The organism is Povalibacter uvarum, assembly GCF_014202975.1.
Classification (GTDB): Bacteria; Pseudomonadota; Gammaproteobacteria; order Steroidobacterales; family Steroidobacteraceae; genus Steroidobacter; species Steroidobacter uvarum.
Genome location: NZ_JACHHZ010000008.1, coordinates 23,595 through 47,488, shown reverse-complemented (window position 1 = coordinate 47,488; position 23,894 = coordinate 23,595). Strand labels below are relative to the sequence as shown.

The following is a 23,894-nucleotide window of genomic DNA, read 5'->3' as shown; positions in this document are numbered from 1 at the left end:
GGCATGCAGATCTCGGAGCTGTCGGTCCGGCGTCCCGTCTTCGCCACCGTCATCAGCCTGGTCCTCATCATCATCGGGCTGGTGTCGTTGCAGCGTCTGTCGGTGCGCGAGTATCCGGATGTCGAGCGGCCGGTCGTTTCGATCAGCACAACCTATCGCGGCGCCTCGGCGCGGGTCGTCGAGAACAAGATCACCCAGCCGATCGAGGACCGGATTGCCGGTATCGAAGGCATTCTGAAGATCGAATCCTCCAGCGAGGACGAACGCTCCCAGATCACGATCGAGTTCGATGTGAACCGCGACCTGGACGGTGCGGCCAACGATGTGCGCGACCGTGTCTCCCGAGTGCTCGGCGCGCTGCCGGAAGAGGCGGACCCGCCGGAGATTGCCAAAGCGACTGCGGGCGGGGACGCGGTGGCAATCCTCAACTTCAGTTCGGACAAGATGTCGCTGCTCGAGATCTCCGACTACGCTGAGCGCTACATCGTCGATCGCATTGCCACCGTGCCCGGCGTCGCACGTGTCTCGCTCAGCGGTGGGCGAAGGTTTGCGATGCGCATCTGGCTAAGCCGCCAGGCACTCGCAGCACGCGAACTGACGGTGGCGGATGTGGAGGCTGCGCTGCGTCGTGAGAACGTGCAGCTGCCAGCGGGCCGCCTCGAGTCCCAGACGCGCGAGTTCTCCCTGCGCACGGAGGTCGGGCTCGATACCGAGCAGAACTTCCGCGACCTCGTCATCGGACGAGGGGCGGGCGGTCACCTGATTCGTCTCGGCGAAGTGGCGGACGTGCGTCTTGCGGCCGAGAACGAACGCACCGTCATGCGCACCGAGGGCAGACCCGGCGTGGGGCTCTTCGTCGAAGCACAGTCGAAATCGAACACGCTCGATGTCGTGCGCGGCGTGCGTGCGGAGGTAGCGGCGCTGCAGGGCGAACTGCCCGAAGGCGGAACCCTCCTGCTCAACGTCGACAACGCGCTGTCGATCGAAGCGGCACTGCGCGAGGTCGTGATCGCGGTGATTTTCGCGTTCATCTCTGTGCTCATCGTGATCTACGGGTTCCTTGGCAATCTGCGGGCAACGCTCATCCCGGCGGTCACGATTCCGGTGTCAGTGATCGCAGCGTTCACGGTCATGTACGCGCTTGGATACTCGGTCAACGTCCTGACGTTGCTCGGTCTGGTGCTCGCAATCGGGCTCGTCGTCGACGACGCGATCGTGGTGCTGGAGAACATCCACCGGCGCAACGAGATGGGCGAGCCGCCGATGGTTGCGGCTGTCACGGGCGGCCGCGAGATCGGCTTCGCTGTCATCGCGACGACGCTCGTGCTCGCGGCCGTATTTGTCCCGATCTCGTTCCTGCCGGGTGACATCGGCCGATTGTTTCGTGAGTTCGGATTCACGCTTGCCGCGGCTGTGCTGTTCTCCGCACTGATCGCGCTGACGCTGACGCCGATGCTGGCATCGAAGCTTCCGGATCATCACGCAGGGCGCAGCCGCGTCGCGGTCGCGATCGACGGCTTCTTCAAGCGCCTCGCCACCCGCTACGAGGGCGGGCTGCGACGCGCCGTTCGCCATCCGTGGATCGTCACCGGGTCGCTGCTCGCGCTGTCTGTGCTCGGCGTGCTGACGTTCCGCACCATTCCGACGGAGTTCGCTCCGACGGCCGATACCGGCCGGCTGTTCCTCACGCTGCAGGGGCCCGAGGGGGCGAGCCTGCAGTACACCGAGGCGTATGGCCGGCGCATGGAGGAAATCGCGAACGAGCACCGGCGCAGGGAAGGTGAAGTGTTGCGAACGATGCTGAGGATTCCAGGCACGGGCGGCGGAACGCCGACGACCGTCGGTGACGTCAGTTCGTCACGCGGCATCATCGTGCTCGAGCCTTGGAACGAGCGCGACCGTTCCAGTGCAGAGATCATGAGCTCGCTGCTTGCGGAGCTGCGCACGCTGCCGGGAGTGCGCGCGTTCGGCGGTCAACCGTCCAGCCTCGGACGCGGCGGTTTCGGCCAACCAGTGCAGGCCATCATCGGTGGCCCGGACTATGAGCAGCTCTCGCAGTGGTCGCAGAAGATCGCGCAGCTCGCGGAACAAAACCCCGGTCTGACGGGCGTGGATACTGATTACAAGGAGCGCAAGCCGCAGATCCGCGTGGCGATCGATCGCAATCGGGCGGCGGATCTCGGTGTCTCGCTCGAAACCGTAGGCCGCACGCTCGAAACCGTGCTGGGCTCGCGAATCGTGACGACCTATCTCGATCGTGGCCGCGAATACAACGTGATCCTGCAGGGCCAGGACGCGGAACGTCGCAACGAGACGGACCTCACCAGCATCTACGTCCGCTCGGGCCGTACCAACGAGCTCATCCCGCTCTCGAATGTCGTGACACTCACGGAAACCGCCGGTGCCATTCGTCTCAACCGCTTCAATCGCCTGCGCTCCATCGAGGTGTCGGCGGGGCTTGCGCCGGGCTACACGATGGGCGAGGCCGTGCAATGGTTCCGTGACACTGTCGAGAAGGAGTTGCCCGCAGGCGCCAAGCTGATGTTCGACGGCGAATCCGCTGAATTCACTCGCAGCGGCTCGCAGCTGTACCTGACATTCGCATTCGCACTGGCCATCGTGTTCCTGGTGCTTGCGGCGCAGTTCGAGAGTTTCGTCCTGCCGTCGATCATCATGGTGACGGTGCCGCTCGCGCTGCTGGGAGCGGTCTTCGGACTGAAGCTTTACGGCGGCACCATCAACATCTTCAGCCAGATCGCGGTGATCATGCTGATCGGTATCGCGGCCAAAAACGGCGTGTTGATCGTGGAGTTCGCCAACCAGCTGCGAGATCGAGGCGTGGAATACGTCGAGGCAGTCATCCAGGCGGCTGCAACGCGCCTGCGACCAGTGCTGATGACGAGCCTGTGCACGGCCTTCGGTGCTCTGCCGTTCGTGTTTGCGCACGGGGCCGGCGCGGAGCAGCGGTTGCCCATCGGCGTCGTGGTCTTCTTCGGGACGCTGGTTTCGATGTTCCTGACGCTGGTTGCCGTGCCGGTCGTCTACTCACTCGTGGCGGCACACACCAAGTCGCCGGAGCACACGAGCTCGATCCTCGACCGTCTCATGAGCCGCCCGCAATCTGCCGCAGCCCCGGGACTGGATCAGCCGAAGGAGCAATGAACATCGGGGGTTCGCCCCGGCGCCGCAGCGGAATATTGTCTGCAGCAGGGCAGGTCCGGCGTATATAAATATGAGAGCCACCGGCCCTGCCCGATATCGCAAAGTGCCTGCCGCGTCATGAACTTACCGCCCTTCAAATTGCGTCTGATCCGGACCGGGTCCGAATCGGCGGCCGCTGACCGGCAGCCATCGGGCGACGCCGCGGAGTCAGGTCTGGAGTCTGCGGACAACGCCGCGGCGCGCTCGGCCCTGATCGAGCGACTGTTCAATGAGCACCGCGGTGCGCTGCTGCAATACCTGACCCGGCTGCTGTCCAGTGCGGATGACGCCGAGGAGGTTCTGCAGGAGACGTACGTGCGCCTGCTGCGACTCGAACATCTCGATCACCTGGACGACCAGGTGCGCCGCTTTCTTTTCAAGATCGCCACGAATCTTGCGCGCGATCGCTTTCGCCTGCGCAGGACACACGCCGAGTCGTCACACGTACCGTACGAGCTGGTCGAGATCGCCGGCGAAGACGAGACGCCGGCGGAGATCGTGGATTGGAATGCCGGGATGCAGGTCATCAAGCAGGTGCTGCTTGATCTGCCGCCACGGCATCGACAGGTTTTCCTCCTGCACGTTACACAAAACATGAGCTACCGGAACATCGCGAAGCACTTGAACGTGAGCGCGAAAACGGTAGAGCGCGATATAGCGATGGTGCTGGAGCTTTGTCAGGGGAGACTACGAACGGCGGACAAGCCATGAGCGAGAACGGAGTCATGAACGGTTCAAGTGGAGATATCCGGACGATCGAGGCGGCGGCGGCGCGATGGTTCGCGCGGCTGCATGGTCAGCGTGTCGCCCCTGAAGCAGAGGCTGAGTTCGATGCGTGGCTGGATCAGTCCGCCGCACATCGCGAAGCCTATATGCGCTGCGAGCTGACGCTTGCGTTGACGCGCGGGCTGGTGAGCGATGCCGACCTGATGGTCGACATGGAAGCGTGCGAGCAGATGGCGGCCAACGACGAGGCCGAAGCGCGTGCCGATGAAGAGGCGCGGCAGCGTGCGCGGGCGCAGAGGCCGTGGTGGCTGAGCGCCGCGGCGGCAATGGTCCTGGCGGTGATGACGGGCAGCTACTTCTATGCCCATCGGGACCGTGTGGACGAATACCAGACACGCGTCGGCGAGCAGCGGCGGGTGGTCCTCGCCGATCGCTCGACGATGACCCTGAATACCGATACGTCCCTGACCGTTCGGTTCAATGACCACAAGCGGCGGGTCGACATCGGCAAGGGCGAAGCATTCTTTTCTGTCTCACATGACAAGTCCCGTCCGTTTGAGGTGTATGCGGCGGGCGGAATGGTCCGTGCCGTCGGCACCGAGTTCGGTGTCCAGGTGGATCGTGGCCGGGTGACGGTTTCGGTGCTCGAAGGCGCCGTGGTGGTCGTCCCCGAGAAGGAGTTGCCGACGGGCGGCGGGGTAGTCGCGGTTCCGCCGCTGACTGCGAACATGGCCGTGAGCTATCGCGCCGGCGGCACGCTCGAGCCTGTGCAGGCGGCCGATGCCCGCAGGATCAATGCGTGGCGCGAAGGGAAGCTGGTGTTCGAATCGGTGCCGTTGCTGCAGGCGATTACCGAGTTCAATCGCTACACGACCCACAAAGTGTCGCTGCAGTCGGGTGCGATCGGCCAGCGCCCGGTGAGCGGGGTGATCAAGATCGGCGATGTCGATTCGCTGGCATTCCTGCTGCGCGAGTCGCTGGGAATCCGCGTCGAGGATCGGGGTGGCCGCTTGCTCGTGCTCGACCCGGCGCAGGCACCGGAACAGCGTTGATCGCAACGGGAAAGCACGTTGAGGGGGACAGCAAGAATGACGACTGAATTTCATACCGTGTTCGGCTCGCTGAGCGATTTCCAGCGCGGCGAGCTCGAGATCATCAACGACAACCCGAAGAACTACGTCTTCTCGAACATTTTTGACGTCGCCACCCGTTCTCGTCCGTATGAGAAGGTGGTTGTCGCGATCAACCTGGGCTACGTCCTCGAAACGCTGCGGGCGGAGGGCAACTCGGGGTGGTTTGCGGCGGCGCATGACGAGTTTGCGATCGTGATGGACGGTGAGGTGGACGTCGAACTGCTGAAGCTCGACAGCCCCGATGCCGTAGTGGCGCCCCAGACGCGGGGCAGCGTCGCGATCGAAGGCACGCCGGCGGGCCGGAAGATGGGATGGGTGAAATGTCGCCGCGGACACCAGGTCCTGTTGCCGCGTGGCGCGGCCTACCGCTTCAAGGCAACGCGCCCGGGCGTGATCCTGCTGCAGACCGTCGAAGGTGCGCTGTCGGTCAAGAAGTGGGGCGAGATCTGTTACACGTGATGCGGTGGGTCTGACCGCGTCCGGACACTGCAGGAGTTGCGAGCATGAGTCAGACGGGTGGGGCACTTCAGGTCGCTGCATCGCCGGCGAGCAATGAAACCGGCTATCGCAGTTTCGAGCTGGGCGGATTTTCCTTCAGCCGCGACGAATACTTCGTCCGTATCGGCTGGGAAGCGCAGGGACAGAAGCTGTCCCACAAGATGTCCGCGGATGCCTTCCTGCGCGCCATGATGCGCGACGTGGCCTGGGGCTTCTTCTATGGCTGGGTCAATTTCGACAGCATGATCGGTACCCGCAATCTCTACGGCAAAGTGGAGTTCTACGCGGGCACCTACAATCCCGCCTACAAGGAAAGAGGGCTCGATCACGTCGAGACCTTCGATTCGCGCCAGATCATGGCGACCTTCAAGGCGATCCTCGACGACTGGACGAATGAAGGCTTCGATCCCTTCGCGGCGCCCGATGAGACCGGCAAGACCTGGCTTGGCCGCAAGAACGGCAACAACCGAGGCGCCATCGAGCGCGAACGTCAGGCCTGCAAGCGGATGCCGGGCCTGCCGGGCGATGCCGAGCTGCGCCGCGACGACAACGGCTATCCGGTGAACCGCGCGTTCGCCGATGTCTCCCAGGACGAACCAGAAGTTCACGCCGAACCGGGCTTCGAGAACGAAGTTCACGCGTTCAGCCTGTTCGCGTACCTGTCACGCTCGGACGTGACATGGAATCCGTCGGTGTCGTCCGTGCTCGAGCGCAGCCTGTGCTGCCCGACCACGGAGGAATACCTGCTGCCCATCAAGCACGGCAACGACCGCGTCGAATGGTTCATCCAGCTGAGCGACGAGCTGGAATGGCAGATCGAAGACAAGAACACCGGCGCGCCCCGCGCCAAGGTGATCATGAAGGCGGGCGACGTCGCGGCGATGCCCGCGGACATTCGTCATCAGGGCTACTCGAAGAAGCGCTCGATGCTGCTCGTGTGGGAAAACGCGACCCCCGAGTTGCCGCAGATGTATGAGCGGGGCGAGCTGAAACCGTATCCCGTCGAGTTCTGACCGGCGCCGGAAATTCCGGTGCGAGCTGGTGACCGCGCGTCACCCGGCCTCGTATTGCCTTGTGAGACTGCAATGACACTACAAACCAAACTGTTCATCGGCGGAGAGTTCGTCGACGCGCTCGACGGCGCCACGATGGATGTCGTCAATCCGTACACCGGATCGGTGCTCACGAAGGTCGCTGAGGCCAAGGCGCCCGACATCGATCGCGCCGTGGATGCGGCTCGTGCAGCGTTTCCGAAATGGCGGGATACGCCAGCGGCACAGCGCGGGCGCCTGCTGGGCAAGCTCGCCGATGCAATTGAAGCCCGTGCCGAGGAACTGGGGAAGATCGAGGCCGAGGATACCGGTCACCCGATTCGCGACACGCGCTCGCTGGATGTCCCTCGCACTGCCGTGACGTTCCGCTACTTCGCGGGTATGGCCGACAAGGTTCAGGGCAGCGTGGTGCCCGTCGAAGCCGGATTCCTCAACTACGTGCTGCGCGAGCCCATCGGGGTCGTCGGCCAGGTAGTGCCGTGGAACTTCCCGCTCATGTTCACGAGCTGGAAGCTTGGCCCTGCACTGGCAGCCGGCAACACGGTGGTGATGAAGCCCGCAGAGATCACGCCGCTGTCATCGCTCAAGATCGCGGAGCTGATCGCGGAGGTGGGATTCCCACCCGGCGTCGTCAATATCGTCCCCGGGTATGGCAACCCCGCCGGTCAGCATCTCGCCGAACATCCGCAGGTCCAGAAGATTGCTTTCACCGGATCGACTGCAGTCGGTCGCAGGATCGTGCAAGCATCCGCAGGCAATCTGAAGCGCGTGCAGCTCGAACTGGGCGGCAAAGGCGCGAACATCGTCTTCGCCGACGCGAACCTGCAGGCTGCGATCAATGGGAGCGCGTTCGCGATCTTCCACAACCAGGGCCAGGCTTGTATCGCCGGCTCGCGGCTGTTGCTGCAGGAGGAGATCGCGGATCGCTTCCTCGAAGGTTTCATCAAGCTCGCGCGATCCATCCGGCTCGGCGATCCGCTCGATCCTGCCACCGAGATGGGGCCACTGACATCGCAGAAGCAGCAGCAGAGCGTGCTGTCGTACTGCGAGATCGCGAAGCAGCAGGGGGCGGAAGTGCTCACTGGCGGCAAGCGGCCCGACAACCCGGCGCTCGCCAACGGATTCTTTGTGGAACCGACGATCGTCCGCGCAAGCCCGCAGGATCGCGTCTGTCAGGAAGAGGTGTTCGGGCCTTTCATCTCGGTCACGACCTTCCGCGATGAAGCAGAGGCGATCGCGATTGCGAACTCGACTGAGTACGGACTCGGCAGCGGCCTGTGGACGACGAACCTGCAGCGTGCCCATCGGGTCGCGGCTGCCATTCGCGCCGGCATGGTCTGGGTGAACTCGTACAAGCGTGTCAATCCCGGATCGCCGTTCGGCGGCGTCGGCAGTTCCGGCTACGGGCGCGAGATGGGATTCGAAGCCATGCACGATTACACCGAAGCCAAGTCGGTGTGGATCAACGTGGATGCGCAGATTCCTCCGCACTACCCGCGCTGACTCCAGGGGCGGAAGCCTCCGCTCATGAGCTGGCGATCGCATCCTCACGCGCCGAAGTCGGGTGAACGCCTTTGCCGCGTGGAAGCCATACCGAACGGCAACGGCCTGGAGGTATTGCGCGGGGAGGGTGGAGGAGCGCTGCGCATCCTGCTTACGCATTCGGATGGCGGCGTGCGAGCGTATGTCAATGAGTGCCCGCACTTCTCGCTGCCGCTCAACTCAACGCCGGGCGAATTCCTGCTGACGAACGATGGTCACATCATGTGTGCGTATCACTGCGCGTTGTTTCGCCTCCATGACGGGTTCTGCGTCGAAGGCCCGGCGAAGGACCGCAGTCTCCAGGCAATTCCTGTGACAGTCGTTGACGGCGAAGTCAGGGTGGCCGCAAATGGATAACGCATTGTCATCGCTGCCGGACACCGAGATCAGTGTCCGCGAGGCGTTCGGTATCGACAGCGACCTGCGTGTGCCTGCATTCAGCGCCGTCGACGAACATGTACCGCGTCGCGATCCTGCCTATCGCTTCGATCCGGCAACGACGCTTGCGATCCTCGCCGGCTTTGCTCACAACCGCCGTGTGCTCCTGCAGGGATATCACGGCACGGGCAAGTCATCGCACATCGAGCAGGTCGCGGCGCGGCTCAACTGGCCGCTGGTGCGCATCAACCTCGACAGTCACATCAGTCGCATCGACCTGATCGGCAAGGACGCGGTCGTCGTGCGTGACGGGAAACAGATCACCGAGTTTCGCGAAGGCATTCTGCCGTGGGCACTGCAGCGCAACGTCGCGCTGCTGTTCGATGAGTACGATGCGGGGCGACCGGATGTGATGTTCGTGCTGCAGCGAATTCTCGAGGTCGAAGGGTCGCTGACGCTGCTCGACCAGAGTCGCGTGCTCACGCCTCACCCTGCATTCCGGTTGTTCGCCACGACCAACACCGTCGGCCTGGGAGATCCCGCTGGCATCTATCACGGCACGCAACCCATCAACCAAGGGCAGATGGATCGCTGGCACATCGTCGCCGCCCTCAACTACCTGCAGCCCGAGTACGAAGTGGCAGTTGTGACTGCTCGCGTTCCCGCGCTCGAGGCGAAATGGCCTGGGCTTGCAGCAGCTATGGTCGCGATGGCCGGTCTCGTTCGTGAGGCGTTCATCGCCGACGAGGTTTCCACGGTCATGTCGCCGCGGACTGTGATCACCTGGGCGGAGAACGCGCTGATCTTCACCGACGTGCGCGAGGCTTTCGTGCTGAGCTTCCTCAACAAGTGCGATCCTTCTGAGCACGACGCGATCATGGAGCTCTACCAGCGCTGTTTCGGCAGCGCATGACAGGCGCACCCAATCCGCGAGATCTTCGCGGGGCGTCGCTTGCGACGCTCAAGGCGTTGGCACGGCAGGCGGATCCAAAAGGAGTCGAAGCGCTGCTGGCGACGATGCCGTCAGATCCTGATGACGCTGCGTTGTGTGCATGGCGTGGCCGAGTGGATGCTGCAGCGGTCAGGCTGCGCTACACCGATCCTGTTTTGTTCGCGTCACAGTCGCCGTCGGGCGCAGCGCGACAGCATTTCTCGAGGCTGGAGCAGTGTCGCTGCGAGGCGCTCGGATGCCGCGACTTCGCGGGCGTTCGTGAGAATCTTCGGGCAGTGCAGGGAGGCGCTGCGCAAGGGCAGGGCAGCGGGGATCACGTCATCAATCTGGTGCGAGCGCGACTTGTCTCCGCGATTTCGGCGCAGAACGTTTCCGACGACTTTGCTGTGCGGCTCGATCGGCTTGCCGCGTTGATTGCCGATCAGCGCGCGTTCGGCGAAGAGGCGGCGCGACTGGCGGCGGAGTTGGCGGCCAACGGCGTGCCGGCAAAGCCGCTGACACCCGATGCTACGCAATCAGCAGCGCAGCCCGACCGCGGTCTGCCTCGCGGCGAGATGAAGGAGACGTCGCCCCGGGAGGGAGTGGAAGCGACACATGCGGGAATCCTGCGCAGGATTCGCGATGAGCCGCGAGGGCGCATCGTGCCTGCACGCGGCCCCGCCGATGAAACCGGGAACGCGTATCGCATCTTTACCACACAGTACGACGCAACGCTCGATGCTGGCGACCTGTGTGACGACAGCACTCGCCGTCGCCTCAATGCGCAGTTCGACGCGTTCCGGAAATCCGTTCAGCCCAACATCGCGCGCTGGGCTGCCCGTTTGCAGCGTCATCTGCTCTCGCGGCAGGTGCGTTCGTGGACGTTCGATTGCGAAGAGGGTCTGCTGGACTGCGGACGACTGGCGCGCATTGTCGTCGATGCGTCGCAGCCCTTGACGTTCAAACAGGAGCGCGAGGCGCAGTTTCCCGGGACTGCGCTGACGCTACTCATCGACAACTCAGGATCGATGCGCGGCGTGCCGATATCCATGGCCGCGACCTGCGCGTGGATGCTTGCGACGACACTCGAGCGCTGCGGGATCGCCACCGAAGTCCTGGGGTTCACTACACGGCGCTGGCGAGGCGGACGTGCACGCGAACAATGGGTCGCAGCGAATCGTCCCGCGCATCCGGGACGCCTGACGGAGCTGCTCCACGTCATCTACAAGCCTGCCGAGGGATCATGGCGCGGAACGCGTCGGCATCTCGCGTCGATGCTCGAACCGGGACTGCTGAAGGAGAACGTCGATGGTGAAGCTATCCGGTGGGCGCATGCGCGAATCATGAAGCGTCCGCAGCCGAGGCGCATTCTGATGGTGATCTCCGACGGTGCGCCGCTCGACGAAGCGACACTGGCGGTAAACGATGCCGGATATCTGGAACGTGACCTCAGACGAGTCATTGCGGACGTGCAGACTCGGTCCCCGGTCGAGTTGCTGGCCATCGGCATCGGTCACGATGTCGGTTCCTGGTATTCCAGTGCGTTTACTATCAGCGGGCCCGTCGAGCTTGGCGAGGCAATGGTCAGGAAACTGGTCGAACTCCTCACGCGCGATCCGAAGGGTAGAAGGTCAACAACTGCGATGGCGCGCCGGACGCGCAACCGTCGCGCGTGCAGGACTGCGTAGAAGATGGTCAAACACCTCGTGATGTGGCGACTGAGGTTTGCGGGTGATGAAGAACGCACCGAACGGCTCGGCGCCATCAGGCGTTCGATCGATGCGCTTCGTCACGGCGTCGAAGGCCTGAAGAGCGTCGAGATCGGCTTCAACGAGTCGACGGTGAGCGACGCCGCTGATCTGGTTCTCTATTCGGAGTTCGACAACTGGCCAGCGCTGCAGGCGTACGAGACCCATCCGCTGCACGAGCAGCTCAAGCGGCTGATCGCGCCGATCCGCACGGAACGGCGCGTTGTCGATTACGAAGTGGGCTGAGGCAGGGAACGGAACGGCCCTCTCAGAGCATGCCGTTGTCGTTGCGGATGGCGGATGCAGGCGGGAACGGCTCTGTGACCGCCCAGTGTTCGGCGATCAGCCCGTCCTGGATTCTGAAGATCTCGATGGCAGCCACCGGTCCGGTCGGGTTGTCGCGGCGGAAGTGCACGGCGACCAGATCGCCCTCGGCGATCATGCGCGCGATGGTCGGCATCTTCCCCTTGCCCTGGGCCTTCACCATGTCGATGTAGTTGAGGATGGCCTTGCGTCCCGTCGGAATCGTCGGAACGTGCTGGATGTAGTCCTCCCGCACGATCTTTTCGACCTTGGCGGAGTCCCGTGATTCCACGGCTTCGAAGAACGCGCGGACGAGCTCCTTGTTTGCCGCGAGGTCCGCAGCCGCCGTGGGACCACAGGCGAGGGACAGGGATGCGAGGCCAAGGCACGCAGCGACGGTCAGTTGCTTCATTGATTTCTCCACGGGTGGGCGGGATGGGCGCCGGCAATACGGCAGAACCTTAAACGTCCCGACTACGTCGTCTCAGACACCCGGCCGCGGCGATCTGGCGGACAAATGTCGACACGCCCGACCGTGCCGCGTTTATGAGGCATGAAGCCGGATGCAGCGGGGGGCGCAGCCGGTCGTCGGCTCGCCGGCGAGGTCGCCCCTGTGTTGCGTTGCGGCGCATGCCGACATCAGTTCAGGAGATATCAATGACCCGAGCCCTCGCTCGCATTGCCGCCGCGACTCTTTTGGCAATGGCCGTGCCCGTCTTCGCGCACCACTCGTTTCCCGCCACTTACTACATCGACAAGAGCGTCACGATCAAAGGCAAGGTCGTGCAGTTCATGTTCCGCAATCCGCATTCGATGATTGTCGTGCTGGCGCCGGACTCCACGGGCCAGCAGGTCCGTTGGGCGGTCGAATGGGCGGCTGCGGGCGCGCTCGCCGGCATGGCCTCGCGCGACACGCTCAAGCCGGGCGATGAGGTCGTCATCACGGGCGCACCGGGCCGCCAGGAATCTGATCGCCGCATCCGTCTGAACACGATCGAACGTCCCTCCGATGGCTGGAAGTGGGGCGGAACATTCGACTGATCGTTGCGGAGCACACTGGTGTGCACGTCAAGTGCCACCGGGACACGTCCAGAACAACAAACTTCGGACTTCTTGCGGGGGATTGAATGAGCGCACCACAGACGCAGTGGGACACGAACTACGAGTGGAAGGCGGTCACGCTGCTCACCTTGGGCTTTGGCCTCGTGGGGCTCGATCGCTGGATCATCGCGCCGCTGTTTCCCTCGATGATGCAGGACCTGGGTCTCGACTATCAGGCCCTGGGCAATCTGATCGGTGCACTCGGGCTCGCCTGGGGTGTGTTCGCCATCGTGGCGGGAGGGCTGTCCGACCGGCTCGGGCGCCGCAAGATCCTCGTGCCGGCGATTCTCGCGTTCTCGCTCCTCTCCGGTCTGAGCGGCTTCGCGCACGGCATCGCGAGCCTCCTCGTCATCCGTGCATTGATGGGGATCACGGAAGGCTCGTTCTGTCCGACGAGCTTTGCGGCTACCGCTGATGCGTCCCTGCCGACGCGCCGCGGATTCAACCTCGGTGTCCAGCAAAGTGCGTTCCCGTTGTTCGGTCTTGCACTTGGGCCGATCATCGCGACGCAGCTGCTGCAGGTCGTCAACTGGCGCTGGGTGTTCGTGATCGTGGCGATTCCCGGACTGATCCTGGGATTCCTGCTGTGGAAGACGATTCGCGAGCCCGCCACGGTTGGCGCCAACGCGAAGGTCGAGCGCGCGCCGCTCAAGGACTTGATGAATCACCGCAACGTGAAGCTCGGCATGCTCGCCCTCATGTGCGCGATGAGTGGAATTTTCGTGCTGAGCGCAATGACGCCGAACTACCTGGTCGACTACCTGAAGTTGACGACCGTGCAGATGGGCTTCGTCACATCGGCGATCGGCTTCGGCGGCTTCGCGGGTCAGGTGGTGCTACCGGGCGCGTCTGACCTCGTCGGTCGGAAGAATATTTCACTGATCGGCTTCGCGCTGGGCGCCGGCTTTCTCTACGCATTCATGCAGGTCGGACCGAATCCCGTTCTGCTGTTTGCGCTGCTCTTTGTCTGCACGTTCTTCTGCTTCGGACTGCTCGGGCTCATCACCGGTCCCATTGCCGCAGAAGCAGCACCGCGCGGACTGATCTCTTCGACGGCGGGAATCATCATCGGCACGGGTGAGATCTTCGGCGGCGGTATTGCACCGGCCATCGCGGGCAACATAGCCCAGACCTATGGAATTCAGCACGTGCTCACGATGGCGCTCATCGGCCTCGTTGCCGGCTTCTTCGTCAGCATCTTCCTGGTCGAAACGGCGCCGCGAAAAGTATCCGCGCTGAACGCTGAAGCGCCGGCAGCCTGACGGCCGCGGCGATTTCACTCTCAGGGCTGCGCACCCTCCGTGCGCAGCCTTCTCTCGTTTCTGCGTCTGTTCGCACGAATGTAGAAAAGAATGTCGTCATTGCCTGCCCTGGCACGTATTCGTCAGCAAGAGCACGCGATCAACACGCGTTGATCGACCTGCTCGAGGCGCGACTACGATAACGCAGGCGATAACGGTGCGTTAACAGTTCGCGTCACGGTTGAGCAACCAACACAGACGTTCCTGGCACAGGAACCCGGGGGACCGTAGCGCATGAGAAATTGGAAGATGAAGTCGATGAGCCGCTTCGGCATGGCCCTTTTGTCGTCCGCTGCCACGCTTGTGCCGATGCACGCGATGGCTCAGGCAGCCGATCAGACCGCGCAACTCGATAATCCGCTCGAAGAGGTGATGGTGACGGCCCGCCGGCGTGAGGAAAGCCTGCAGGAAGTGCCGCTGTCGATCGCAGCGCTCAGCTCCGAGCAGCTCCAGGTCCGCGGCATCGACAATACGGAATCACTCAACCGCATGGTGCCGAACGTGACCATCGCGAGCACGAATTTCTTCGGCCGGCAGGGCGGCAGCTTCCGCATGCGCGGCCTTCCGAACGTCGGCATCTACGTTGACGGTATCGTCAACAGCTCGTCGGCCGGCACACTCATGAACATCGTCGAAGTGGAGCGCGTCGAGGTCCTGCGGGGTCCGCAGGGCACTCTCTTCGGCAAGAACGTCATCGGCGGCGCCGTTCAGTACGTGACGCAGCGCCCGCAGGACACATTCGGTGCGCGCGTCAAGGCGACCATGGGTTCGTACGATCGCCTCGACATCGCTGCGAACGTAGACATCCCGCTCAGCGAGACGCTCCTTACCAAGCTCACGGCCGCCAAGCTTTCGCGCGATGGCTTCCTTCCGAGCACCACCATCGACCAGAGCTTTGGCAGCCAGGACGATACGACCGGCCGCCTCGATGTGCTCTGGCAGCCGACCGATGGATTCAACTGGCGCGTCGTCGCTGGCTACGATCAGCAGCGGACCAATGGCAACCCATCGACAGTCTGGGCGCTGAATCCCGTGTGCCCGGGCGATCCGAATCCGCCGGCGAACTTCCCGGGCGGTGCACCGAACTTTCCGTGCGTGTATGAGAACGCTGGCCTGCCCATCAACCAGGACTATGTGTACGGCGCACGCGGCGAGATGAAGACCGCCAGCGACTACAACGGACCGGAGCTCTACACCACGGTCAAGAGTCTCTCGACGGAGATCAACTTCGATCTCACCGATACCTGGTCGACCAAGTTCATCGGCAGCCACCGCAAGATCGAGACGACGGCGTATGCGGACTTCGACGGAACGCCATATCACATCTTCGATGGTGCCAACTACAGCGAGCCGGAGGAGAGCACCGCGGAACTGCAGTTCATCTACGGCGGCGATCGCCTGCATGGCACGAGCGGCTTCTACTACTACGACAACAAGGGCTATGGTCGCCGCATCAACTGGCTGGCCAACGACCTCAAGCTGGAAGTGGATCCGGTCCGCAACGCGCTGGCATCCGCATACGTCGGCCGGTTCTTCTTCGCGCCCGTGATCGATCAGCTCGCCTTCACGAGCACCGAAGGCTGGGCTGTCTTCGCCGAATGGACTTACGACTTCACCGACAAGCTGTCGCTGACCGCGGGCGCTCGGTACAACGAAGACAAAGTTCACAACGCGCAGTACAACCCGCAGACGCCGGTGTCGGTCGAGTGCTGTACCCCGGTACTCAGCGTCGCCACCGATGGCGGCGCGCCGCGGCCGGGCACGGACCTCGCCGACAAGTGGGACAACCTGGCGCCGCGCGTATCGCTGCAGTACCAGTGGACGTCAGACATCATGACGTACCTCACCTACTCGGAAGGGTTCAACCAGGGCGGTGTGAACAACGTGAACGGTCTTGCGATTCCGTACAACCCGGAAACGTTGAAGAACTACGAGTTCGGCTTGCGCACCGACCTGTTCGACCGGCGCCTGCGCTTCAATCTCTCGGCCTTCTACGGCCAGTACGAAGACATCCAGGTCAGCGAGGAGATCATCCCGCGCTTCCCGACGACGACGAACGCGGGTGAAGCCGAGGTCAAGGGCCTCGAGGTCGAGGGCATGTGGCTCGTGACGGACAACTTCACGATCAACTACGGCTTCGGCTGGCTCGACAGCGAGTACACGGATCTGGGTACTTCGACCGCGATCCCGCTGGGCGAGAAGTTCCCGTATGCACCGGATACGTCTTACAGCGTTGGCGCCCAGTATCAGTGGGACCTGGCCAACAGCGGCGGGCTGATGCTGCGCGCCGACTACGGCTGGCAGGACGAGATCCAGACGGCAGCGGATATCCAGAAGTCGATCATCCCGGCCTATGGCCTGCTTGGTGCGCGCCTGATGTACACGGCACCCGGCGGCAAGTGGGACGTTGCGTTGTTCGGTTCGAACCTGACGGACGAGTACTACCGCATCAACGGTTTCTACATCCCGACGGATCAGATGGACAACGGCACGCTGGGCCGCCCGCGTGAATGGGGTGTGACGTTCGGCTTCCGGTTCGAATAGAGCAGGTGTGTTCAACGAGTTGCGCGCCGCGAGGGCGCGCAGCTGCGTTTGCCAGAAGAACAAAGACCCAAGGGGAATCGAGTGAAGTCGAATCGCACATCGCGAATCGTGGCACTGGCCGCATGCATGCTTCCTGCTGCGATGGCGACCGCACAGGAACCTTCCGCCACCGTCAAAGCCCTGCTGGAGAAAATGACGGTGCAGGAGAAGCTGTCGATGGTGTGGGGCACGCGCGATCCCGCATACAACGGCGGTGCAGGTTATATCGCGGGCGTGCCAAGGCTCGGCATTCCACCACTGCGACTCGCGGACGGCCCTGCGAATGTCTATCTGCGTTATGAGACGACGGCGTTGCCGCAACCGATCGCGCTCGCGGCGACGTTCAGCCGCGATGCTGCGCGTGAGTACGGGGAGGTGCTCGGCTGGGAATCCCGTGCTACCCGCAATGACGTGCTGCTTGGACCCATGTTGAATGTTTCGCGCCTGCCGAACTGGGGCCGCAACGTCACGAGTTTTGGCGAGGATCCGTTCGTCATCGGCCAGATGGCAGTCGCCGAGATCGGCGGCATCCAGTCGACCGGCACGATGGCGAATGCCAAGCACTTCATCGCCAACAATCAATCGCTCAACCAGGGCGGCGGCATCAACGGCGCCGAAGGCTTCGACTTCCAGGTCGATGAGCGGACCCTGCATGAGATCTATCTGCCGGGTTTCGAGGCCGCCTTCAAGGCTGGCGTCGCCACCTCGATGGCGGCGTACAACAAGACGAATGGGTTCTGGAATGCCGAGAACCAGGCCAATCTGACCGGCTTGATGCGCGATGAGCTGAAGTGGGATGGCTTCGTCATGTCCGACTGGCATGCCAACCGCAGCACACCGTCGATCACCGCGGGTCTCGATGTCGAGATGCCTGGCGTCGGGCCGCAGTACCCGACTGGTCGAGAGGGCGCGAAGTGGGGCCCCCGCCTGAATGCCGCGCTTGAAGGCAAGCAGGTGTCGGTGGAGTCGCTGGATCGTGCCGTGACGCGTGTGCTCACGCAGATGCAGAAATTCGGTTTCCTCGACGGTACGCGCGTGAAAGCGATGCAGACCATCGACGTCGAGAAGCACGCCGCGTTCGCCCGAAGCCTCGCAGCCGAAGGTGCGGTGCTGTTGAAGAATCAGAAGGGTGCGCTTCCTCTTCGGCCGGCGCAGGCTGGCGACATCCTCCTCATCGGACCGACAGCAGCACAGCTCGCGGTAGGGCCGGGCGTGTCCGGATTCCAGAGCCGCTTCGTGTCGCCGATGGATGCGCTCAAACAGTCACTCGGGTCCGAAGCGCGCATCACGCACGTGGTGGGTGATGAGCTCACGGGGGCGGCGATTCCTGCCAGTGCCCTCACCGCCGATGGCGGCAGCGGCAATGGACTCACGCGCCGTGCGATCGATTCGACAGTGATTGGCGTGGAGCAGGGTGTCGACTTCGTCGGCAACAAGGCACTGCCAATCGGCCAGGGGTATTCGTGGCGCGGCACGCTGCGAGTGCCGGAGTCCGGTAGATACGCGCTGCAGATGCATAGCTGGGGCGGCACCGGCGTGCTCAAGATCGATGGTCAGCCGCGTGCGTTCTCCGCGGCAGTGAGATTCGGACACGGCATTCCGCGCAAGTACTCGAGCATCGTCCCGACAACGGACGGTTTGGACAACGCTCAGTACGTGGCCGAGTTCGAGGCCGGCAAGACTTACGCGATCGAAGTGGAAGGGCAGGCCGAACCCGAATCGACGATGCAGATCCGGCTCGCCTGGGTGACACCGCAGATGCGCAAGGACAACATCGCCGCCGCCGTCACAGCAGCGAAGTCGGCGAAGACTGTGGTCCTGTTCGCCTGGGCGCGCAGCGGTGAGTTCGACGATCCCGACCAGGCACTGCGTCTTCCCAATGATCAGGACGCGATGATCGATGCTGTCTCGCGCGCCAACCCGAACACCGTCGTGGTTGTAAACAGCAGCAGCCCACATGACATGCCCTGGCGCGACCGTGTGAAGGCGATTCTCTATATGTGGTTCCCGGGCCAGGAGGGCGGCTGGGCGACGGCGGATGTGCTGACGGGCAAGAGCAATCCCGGCGGGCGCTTGCCGCTGACGTTCCCGAAGAAGTTTGCGGATGTCGCCGCGTTCGATCCGAAGCATCCCGAGCGCTACACCGGCGTCGACAAGAAGGTCGTCTACTCCGAAGGCGTCTTCACGGGCTATCGCCACTTCGATCAGAACAAGATCGAGCCGCTGTATCCGTTCGGCTACGGACTGTCGTACACGTCGTTCCGCTACAGCGATCTCAAGGTAGCGCCGAAGGGCGAAGGATTCGAAGCGACGTTCACCGTGCGCAATGTGGGTGACGTGGCAGGCAGCGAGGTGCCGCAGGCGTATGTATCGCGGCCGTCGCGTCCCGCCGTGCCGATGCCGCCGCAGACGCTTGCAGGTTTCCATCGCGTCACGTTGCAACCCGGCGAGTCCGTCGTTGTAACGATACCGGTCGATCCACGCCAGCTCTCCTACTGGTCCGTCGACGAGAAGCGGTGGACGAAGCAGGCCGGTTCACGAACGCTGAGGATCGGCGCGTCGTCGCGTGATATCCGTTTGAGCAGCCGCATCGAGGTCGAGTGACATGAAGATCGGAAAAAACAAGCTCCTGCAGGCAGCCGTCGTAGTCGCCCTGGCCGCTTCATCATCGCTTGCGATGGCGGCCAGTCCCGATCTGTCGGGCTTCTGGGAACTGCGTGCCGACAGCAAGAAGGTCTCGCCGGCCGCACTCACCGAACATGGCAAGAAGCTCACGGCCGCTTTCCGGCCGAAGGTTGAGGATGGCGTCATCATGACGCACGCATCCCGCTGGTGTCAGCCGCTCGGTACGCCGTTCATCATGGGCGACTCCGCACCGCTCGACATCATCCAGTCGAAGCGAGAGATCGCGATCACCGCGGAAGTGCAGTCGTCCGCGCGTCACATCTATATCGACGGTCGCGGCCATCCGCCGATGGAGAGCTTCGATCCGACGACCAACGGGCATTCGATCGGCAAGTGGGAGAACGGCGTGCTGGTCGTGGACACCGTGGGCTTCAACGATCGCGGCAATCCAGGCGTCCCGGGCGGCGGCTTGCGCGGCGAGACGAGTCACCTGGTCGAGCGATACGAGCTGCTCGACGGTGGTAAGAAGCTGCAGGTCACTTTCACGTGGGACGATCCCCAGGTCTTCCTGAAGCCACACACGTACACGTTCACGTACTACAAGGCTCCGGATGACGCATACGCTCTCGAGTACTTCTGCGACGCCAGCGACCCTGAGCGAGCGAAGACCGCGGAAGAGCCCGAGCAGATCGGGACCAAACAGTGAGCATGTCACGTCGCGAGATGCTGTTGAGTTCAGCAGCGCTTGCAGGTGCGGCGCTGGTGCCGGGTACAGGCGCACTCGCGGCGGATGAGAAGACGCGCCGTTATCCGCTCGGCATCCAGTTCTTCACGTTCAACGCACTCGCCATCCAGGGCTGGACGAAGTTCTCGGAGGCGATGGGTATCGCACGCAACCTGGGCTACGAGGAGATCCAGTTCGCAGGCCTGATGGGTAACTCACCAGAGTTGGTCAGGAAGCGGGCGGACGAACTCGGGCTGCGATTGCGAACTCTGCACATCGGCAACGATCAGGTGCGGGCATTCTGGGCGCCCGGCGGCTCGATTGTCGATGCACAGGATGCGGTCTACACCCCAACAGGCATCGTCCAGGTGGCGCGTGTAAACGTACCGATCGCGCGTGACCTGGGCTGCAAATGGGCAGTGGTAGCGGGGTCGGGTGCGCGCAATATGCAGTCGCTGGCCGCGGTGAAGCAGATGTGCGCAGCGCTGAACCAGGCGCACGAAATTGCGGCTCAAGCAGGCATCGGGTTGTCGTATCACGGACATCGGCCCGAGTTCTCCGTGCTCGAGGGCGAGAACGTCTTCGACGTCATGCTGCGCGAGACGCATCCGGCGATCCGGTTCGAGCTGGATGTCGCCTGGGTTGCGGCAGCTGGCGCGGATCCCGTCGCGCTGATCGAGCGGCATGCGGCGCGCATCGTCAGTTTCCATCTGAAGGACTGGACGGCGCAGGGGAAGGCCGCGACTGCCGGCGACGGCAGCATTGATTTCAAGGCGATTCACCGCGCAGCGGCGAAGATCGATGATCCGATCTTCAATGTCGAATGCGAGGGCGGACAGAACGTCGATCTGACGGAGCAGGCGCGTCGCGCGATCGATTACCTGCGGCCGCTCGGTTGGACGATGAAAGTTTGATCTACGTTCGAGAGGGCCAGGGAGCCCGCTGGAGATTCCGATGAAACGCAAATGGGTCGCTGCACTACTGGCATTGGGTGTCGCATCAGCCGCGTGGGCTCATCACTCGTTCGCCATGTTCGACCAGAACCAGGTCTGGACATGGGAAGGGCAGGTGGTCGAGTACCGCTGGCGGCAGCCGCACGTGCACATCATCATGCTCGTGCCCGAAGGCGCGAAGGACCCTCGCACTGTCGGAACCTGGGACGTCGAAAGCTCAGGTCCGAACATCGGCTCGCGGCAGGGCTGGGCGAAGGACACATTCAAGCCGGGTGACAAGATCATCGTCGTGGGTAATCCCAAGACGGACGGCACGAAGGGGCTGTCGCTCAAGTACGCCAAGACCGTCGACGGGCGTGTCCTGTATCACGACGTCGATCGCAAGGTCACGCCCGAGAACACACCGCAGCAATGAACGTCTGCACCTTCCGCATTGGCACGATCGCGATTGCGTTGGCATTCGCGCCGATTAACGTGCCAGCGGCGGAAAGTGCGAACGTGCGTGAGCTCATGCTGAAGAGCGTGGTGCCAGCGTCAGACGCTGTCTTCACCGCGGCTGCAACGCCGCCGGAGCGGGCTGAAGAATGGACTGCCCTGAAGGCGGCAATCACGCAGTTGTCCGATGACGGCCGGACGCTGAAGGACGCTCGCACCGCGCCGGGCGAGGATTGGGCCCGATACTCGAAGGACCTCATCGCAGCCGCCTCGCAAGCTCTTGCCGCCGCAAATCAACGCGACGCAGAGTCACTCTCGACCGCTGGTGACGCCGTCTACGTGCGAAGGGTGTCACCGCAAGTACCTGCCGAAGCCCTAGGGCGCGCTGCACAACCCCTCTGTCATTCCCGCGAAAGCGGGAATCCATCTTGCGGAAAGGCGTGGTGAGCATCCTCACCTCCCGCAACCACAAGGTTTTCTGTCTGCGCCCGACCGCTGCCAACGTTGTAGGCAGTACATACAGATCATCGGGGGAATCATGAGACAACGAATGCCCGGCGCTCTCGCGCTTGCCGTGCTTCCAGCGGAGGCATGCGCATGATCAGCTTCCTCGAAATGCTGCAGAACACGAAGTTCTCCGAGTGGGTTCTCGTGTCGGTATGGGGTTACCCGATACTGCTGACGCTGCATTCCATCGGGCTCGCTCTCCTCGTGGGCCTGCTGATCGTCATCGACCTGCGTGCCCTCGGCGTGCCGAAGATGGTTCCCTTCGTGCCACTGCGGCGTCTGATGACGATCGTATGGGCGGCCTTCGCCGTCAACCTCGGATCAGGTCTGGCTCTGTTCGTGGCGGACGGCGTGAAGTTCATCAACAGCACCGCTTTCCTCCTCAAGCTGTCGAGCGTCGTCATAGGCATCACGATCGCAGTGCTCATCAAGAGGACCGTGCTCGACGATGCCGTGCGGCTCGATGAAGCCGTGGCCGAAGCGCCGCTGAAGGCCAAGGTGCTCGCCGCGATCTCGATCCTGATGTGGATCTCGGCGATCGGCTTCGGTCGCTACATGGCATACGAGTAGAGAAGAACGATGCTCCAGACATTCATGACTTGGTTGCAGGCGTCCTGGTACGGCCAGGTAATGCGGGATGTACCGTGGGTGTTTCCGACATTCGAAGGACTGCACTTCGTGGGCATGTCGCTGCTGTTCGGCATCATCGCGCTCATCGATCTGCGGGTGCTGGGATTCGCGAAAGGGTTGCCGCTGGGGCCGCTGCACAGACTGCTGCCGCTCGCCATCGGCGGCTTCGTGCTCAACGTGATCACGGGCATCGGCTTCGTCGCCTCCGATCCGCAGTCGTATCTGGTCGTGCCCGCATTCAGGCTCAAGATGCTGCTCATCGTGATCGCCGGGGCCAATGCGATCTGGTTCTGGATCAGCGCGCTGCCCAAGGCGCATGACTGGGGCGCGGGCGTCGATGCGTCCGGGACGGCCAAGGTGATATCGCTGATCTCGCTAGTCCTTTGGGTCGGCATTATTGCGGCGGGGCGATTCATTGCGTTCGCTGGTACCGGAACGCTTTGATCTCGTTGCAACCGCTTTTGTCGTGGCGATCCGCGGCCGTTCCTTGCTGCGGTCGCGCAGCGCGCGGTCCCAGACAGGCTCGCCGGAGAAGCGGGTCGTGATGAACTCCACGAACAGCTTCACCTTCAGCGCGCGACGGTGCGTTGCGGGATAGATCGCAAGCAGCTCGAGCGGCGGGATCTCGTAGTCTTCCACCACGCGCACGAGCTGATTGCTCAGCAGGTAGTCGCCGCATACGAGCGTCGGCAAGCAGGTGATGCCGCCGCCGCTCAGCGCGAAATCGCGCAGCATGTGCACTGAGTTTGTCCGGATCGCCGCCGGCAGTTGCAGCGACACCTGGTCATCGCCCCGCCGGAAGGTCCAGCGGTCACGTGTCGGATAAGCCGAGTAGAGGCCAAGCCTGTAGCGATGCAGATCAGCGGGCTCCCTCGGCGTGCCGTGCTTGCGCAGGTAGCTGGGGGAAGCGCAGAACACGCGGCGTACAGGGAAGAGGGAACGTTCTATCAGTGTCTCGGCGGCGGGCTTGAAGACCTGCAGCGCCACGTCGTATCCCTTGTCGACCGGGTTGACGGGCACATCGCTCACGGTGATGTCGAGCTCGATCTGAGGATACTGGCTGCTGAAGTCCTTCAGCGCCGATCCGAGATGTCCGAGCGCGAAGCCGGGCAGGACCTGCAGGCGCAGCACGCCCGTCGGGGTCCCCTTGATCAGCCTCATCCGCTCCATCGCCGAATCGACGTGCGACACGATCTCGGCGCACTCGGCGAAGAAGTTCGATCCCGCCTCCGACAACGTCACCGCGCGCGTCGAGCGATGAAAAAGCGGTGACTGCACGAACGCTTCCAGCTTCTTCACGCGGCTCGTAATGACGGAGGGCGTGACGTTCAGCTGCCGCGCGGCCTCGGCAAAACTCAGGGTTTCCGCAACTCTGACGAAGGCCTGAATGCACTCGAACTTGTCCATCTGAACCCCCTCCGGGACGCCGCGATTGCCTGTCGTCGCCGACGGCTGTATTCGCGCTACGCGAATAATGATAGCCCGATTGAAGCCTAAACTAAAACAACAGTCAGGGGGCGCCA

22 protein-coding genes are annotated in these 23,894 nt (G+C 63.1%); 20 read left to right on the top strand and 2 right to left on the bottom strand.

Annotated features, from left to right (window positions below; genetic code table 11):
- The first annotated feature begins 3 nt into the window (after window positions 1-3).
- From HNQ60_RS26715 to HNQ60_RS26670, 10 genes are all read left to right on the top strand, one after another.
- Window positions 4-3,162 carry an efflux RND transporter permease subunit gene (locus tag HNQ60_RS26715; RefSeq protein WP_184335876.1) on the top strand — a complete coding sequence of 1,053 codons (3,159 nt, stop codon included), beginning with the start codon at window positions 4-6 and terminating at the stop codon, window positions 3,160-3,162.
- Between the two features lie 117 nt (window positions 3,163-3,279).
- Window positions 3,280-3,912, top strand: a complete 633-nt coding sequence (locus tag HNQ60_RS26710) for an RNA polymerase sigma factor (RefSeq protein WP_184335875.1) — start codon at window positions 3,280-3,282, stop codon at window positions 3,910-3,912.
- A 14-nt stretch (window positions 3,913-3,926) separates the two neighbouring features.
- The gene (locus tag HNQ60_RS26705) at window positions 3,927-4,979 is read left to right on the top strand and encodes a FecR family protein (protein WP_184335874.1); all 1,053 of its coding nucleotides are present in this window, start codon (window positions 3,927-3,929) and stop codon (window positions 4,977-4,979) included.
- A 36-nt stretch (window positions 4,980-5,015) separates the two neighbouring features.
- Window positions 5,016-5,519, top strand: a complete 504-nt coding sequence (locus tag HNQ60_RS26700) for a cupin domain-containing protein (RefSeq protein ID WP_184335873.1) — start codon at window positions 5,016-5,018, stop codon at window positions 5,517-5,519.
- Window positions 5,520-5,563: 44 nt separating this feature from the next.
- The gene (locus HNQ60_RS26695) at window positions 5,564-6,571 is read left to right on the top strand and encodes a hydroxyquinol 1,2-dioxygenase (protein ID WP_184335872.1); all 1,008 of its coding nucleotides are present in this window, start codon (window positions 5,564-5,566) and stop codon (window positions 6,569-6,571) included.
- 72 nt (window positions 6,572-6,643) lie between these two features.
- The gene (locus tag HNQ60_RS26690; protein WP_184335871.1) at window positions 6,644-8,113 is read left to right on the top strand and encodes an aldehyde dehydrogenase family protein; all 1,470 of its coding nucleotides are present in this window, start codon (window positions 6,644-6,646) and stop codon (window positions 8,111-8,113) included.
- A gap of 24 nt (window positions 8,114-8,137) precedes the next feature.
- Entirely contained in the window at window positions 8,138-8,509 is a 372-nt protein-coding gene (locus HNQ60_RS26685) for a Rieske (2Fe-2S) protein (protein WP_184335870.1), read from the top strand.
- A complete protein-coding gene (locus HNQ60_RS26680; RefSeq protein WP_184335869.1) occupies window positions 8,502-9,443 on the top strand; it encodes an AAA family ATPase in 942 nt (313 codons plus the stop codon). Before HNQ60_RS26685 ends, HNQ60_RS26680 begins: the two co-directional genes overlap by 8 nt.
- Complete coding sequence (locus HNQ60_RS26675) at window positions 9,440-11,149, top strand: cobaltochelatase CobT-related protein (RefSeq protein WP_184335868.1); 1,710 nt, start codon at window positions 9,440-9,442, stop codon at window positions 11,147-11,149. The genes HNQ60_RS26680 and HNQ60_RS26675 overlap by 4 nt, the downstream gene beginning before the upstream one ends.
- Window positions 11,150-11,152: 3 nt before the next feature.
- Window positions 11,153-11,455, top strand: a complete 303-nt coding sequence (locus HNQ60_RS26670; RefSeq protein WP_184335867.1) for a Dabb family protein — start codon at window positions 11,153-11,155, stop codon at window positions 11,453-11,455.
- A gap of 22 nt (window positions 11,456-11,477) precedes the next feature.
- On the opposite strand, the gene HNQ60_RS26665 is transcribed toward HNQ60_RS26670, so the two are convergent.
- Window positions 11,478-11,924 (bottom strand): nuclear transport factor 2 family protein, encoded by a 447-nt coding sequence (locus HNQ60_RS26665; protein WP_184335866.1) that lies wholly within the window; start codon window positions 11,922-11,924, stop codon window positions 11,478-11,480.
- A 245-nt stretch (window positions 11,925-12,169) separates the two neighbouring features.
- On the opposite strand from HNQ60_RS26665, the gene HNQ60_RS26660 reads away from it, so the two are divergent.
- The 10 genes from HNQ60_RS26660 (at window position 12,170) to HNQ60_RS26615 (ending at window position 22,815) form a co-directional block, all read left to right on the top strand.
- The gene (locus tag HNQ60_RS26660; RefSeq protein WP_184335865.1) at window positions 12,170-12,553 is read left to right on the top strand and encodes a DUF6152 family protein; all 384 of its coding nucleotides are present in this window, start codon (window positions 12,170-12,172) and stop codon (window positions 12,551-12,553) included.
- A gap of 86 nt (window positions 12,554-12,639) precedes the next feature.
- Window positions 12,640-13,875: an MFS transporter gene (locus HNQ60_RS26655; RefSeq protein WP_184335864.1), complete on the top strand. Its 1,236-nt coding sequence runs from the start codon at window positions 12,640-12,642 to the stop codon at window positions 13,873-13,875.
- A 273-nt stretch (window positions 13,876-14,148) separates the two neighbouring features.
- Window positions 14,149-16,458: a TonB-dependent receptor gene (locus HNQ60_RS26650; protein ID WP_184335863.1), complete on the top strand. Its 2,310-nt coding sequence runs from the start codon at window positions 14,149-14,151 to the stop codon at window positions 16,456-16,458.
- A gap of 81 nt (window positions 16,459-16,539) precedes the next feature.
- A complete protein-coding gene (locus HNQ60_RS26645; protein ID WP_184335862.1) occupies window positions 16,540-19,101 on the top strand; it encodes a glycoside hydrolase family 3 protein in 2,562 nt (853 codons plus the stop codon).
- 1 nt (window position 19,102) lies between these two features.
- The gene (locus tag HNQ60_RS26640) at window positions 19,103-19,828 is read left to right on the top strand and encodes a hypothetical protein (RefSeq protein ID WP_184335861.1); all 726 of its coding nucleotides are present in this window, start codon (window positions 19,103-19,105) and stop codon (window positions 19,826-19,828) included.
- A gap of 2 nt (window positions 19,829-19,830) precedes the next feature.
- Complete coding sequence (locus HNQ60_RS26635) at window positions 19,831-20,760, top strand: sugar phosphate isomerase/epimerase family protein (RefSeq protein WP_184335860.1); 930 nt, start codon at window positions 19,831-19,833, stop codon at window positions 20,758-20,760.
- A gap of 40 nt (window positions 20,761-20,800) precedes the next feature.
- Window positions 20,801-21,214 (top strand): DUF6152 family protein, encoded by a 414-nt coding sequence (locus tag HNQ60_RS26630; protein ID WP_184335859.1) that lies wholly within the window; start codon window positions 20,801-20,803, stop codon window positions 21,212-21,214.
- Complete coding sequence (locus HNQ60_RS26625) at window positions 21,211-21,681, top strand: hypothetical protein (protein WP_184335858.1); 471 nt, start codon at window positions 21,211-21,213, stop codon at window positions 21,679-21,681. The genes HNQ60_RS26630 and HNQ60_RS26625 overlap by 4 nt, the downstream gene beginning before the upstream one ends.
- A gap of 150 nt (window positions 21,682-21,831) precedes the next feature.
- Window positions 21,832-22,311 carry a DUF6644 family protein gene (locus HNQ60_RS26620; RefSeq protein ID WP_184335857.1) on the top strand — a complete coding sequence of 160 codons (480 nt, stop codon included), beginning with the start codon at window positions 21,832-21,834 and terminating at the stop codon, window positions 22,309-22,311.
- 9 nt (window positions 22,312-22,320) lie between these two features.
- Window positions 22,321-22,815, top strand: a complete 495-nt coding sequence (locus HNQ60_RS26615; protein ID WP_184335856.1) for a hypothetical protein — start codon at window positions 22,321-22,323, stop codon at window positions 22,813-22,815.
- Here HNQ60_RS26615 and HNQ60_RS26610 read toward each other — a convergent pair.
- Window positions 22,747-23,778 (bottom strand): LysR family transcriptional regulator, encoded by a 1,032-nt coding sequence (locus tag HNQ60_RS26610; RefSeq protein WP_184335855.1) that lies wholly within the window; start codon window positions 23,776-23,778, stop codon window positions 22,747-22,749. The genes HNQ60_RS26615 and HNQ60_RS26610 overlap by 69 nt on opposite strands.
- Window positions 23,779-23,894 lie beyond the last annotated feature (116 nt).